The sequence below is a fragment of the Colidextribacter sp. OB.20 genome (assembly GCF_009911595.1).
In the GTDB taxonomy this organism is placed as follows: domain Bacteria; phylum Bacillota; class Clostridia; order Oscillospirales; family Oscillospiraceae; genus Lawsonibacter.
Genome location: NZ_QWKG01000147.1, coordinates 1 through 1,118, shown reverse-complemented (window position 1 = coordinate 1,118; position 1,118 = coordinate 1). Strand labels below are relative to the sequence as shown.

The 1,118-nt window shown below is 36.7% G+C and carries 1 protein-coding gene; it reads left to right on the top strand.

Going from position 1 to position 1,118, the window contains the following annotated elements; genetic code table 11:
* Positions 1-217: 217 nt before the first annotated feature.
* The gene (locus tag D1641_RS18915) at positions 218-556 is read left to right on the top strand and encodes a helix-turn-helix domain-containing protein (protein WP_160668542.1); all 339 of its coding nucleotides are present in this window, start codon (positions 218-220) and stop codon (positions 554-556) included.
* Positions 557-1,118: the final 562 nt, after the last annotated feature.

Genomic DNA, 1,118 nt, shown 5'->3' with positions numbered 1-1,118 from the left:
TTAGTTTGTTGTTCCCTTTTTCACCCACTCAAAATTTTTCCATTTTAGGGCTTGACTTTTGTTTGCAGGACTTCTTTTAAAAAATTGGGGGTACGTTAACGAATACATGAAAGAAAAATTTTGATACAGTCAGGGGGTGAAAATTGGGTTTTGTTTGGGTGAATTTTTTAAAAGTTTATGAGAACACAGGAAAGAAAAATGCTTTGGAGGAATATAGATGACAGATTTTGAGTATAATCAACTTTATGAGAGAGAAGTAGTCAAAAAATTTTGGGAAGCATACGGGGTTGACTACGCTTCAAACGTAAACAAGCTGAAAAATGACTCGGATAAGGAAACACAACCACTAGAACCACAAAAACGACCTGTTAAGAATGGAGTGGAAGCGTCCGCCTTTCGGCAGGACTTGTCAACGGAAATGATGGTATACCTCCGCAAGAAAAATTATACATATAGGCAGATTGCGGATAAGCTAGGGTGCTCGCCCAATACTGTCAGAAATAGGCTGAAAGATAAGGAACTTTTACGTTCTTTATGGCTTGATTTGGATATATGAAACATATAAATTGCACACTTAACTCTGCATATTTTGTATGCTCAGTTTGTATGGTATTCCATGTGTGAGTTAAACAATTAGATATACAGTTTAATTTGCACATACGGACAGAAATAATGTTTTATATACATGATAATAATTTTAACTATGCGTTGAGTTCATAAAAATATATAAATACTAGACCTACCCCCACGCCCTAAAAACATAATAAAGAGGTTGTAAGTCATACAGTACCCAAAAATAAAGTGGCTCATGAGTACTAAAATATACTTATGATGTGGCTGGGACAAAATTAGGGATGTGGATAATAGAGTTTATAAATACTTTCACAAAAAAAGAAAGGGCACCGACTATTTTAGTTGGTGCCCTTGAAATATTCTATTGACGGAGATGGTATCATGCGTTAGAATAAGAATACGAGGTAACGAGTAGTGCGGGCAGGCCTAGAGGGCTGGCACCCCCTAGGCCCTGTGCAGGATGGGATAGCATCCATACACAACTGTGTTAACAGCACCACATACTTAGTATAAATCATCAGGGCTGTATTTTCAAGATGTTTATA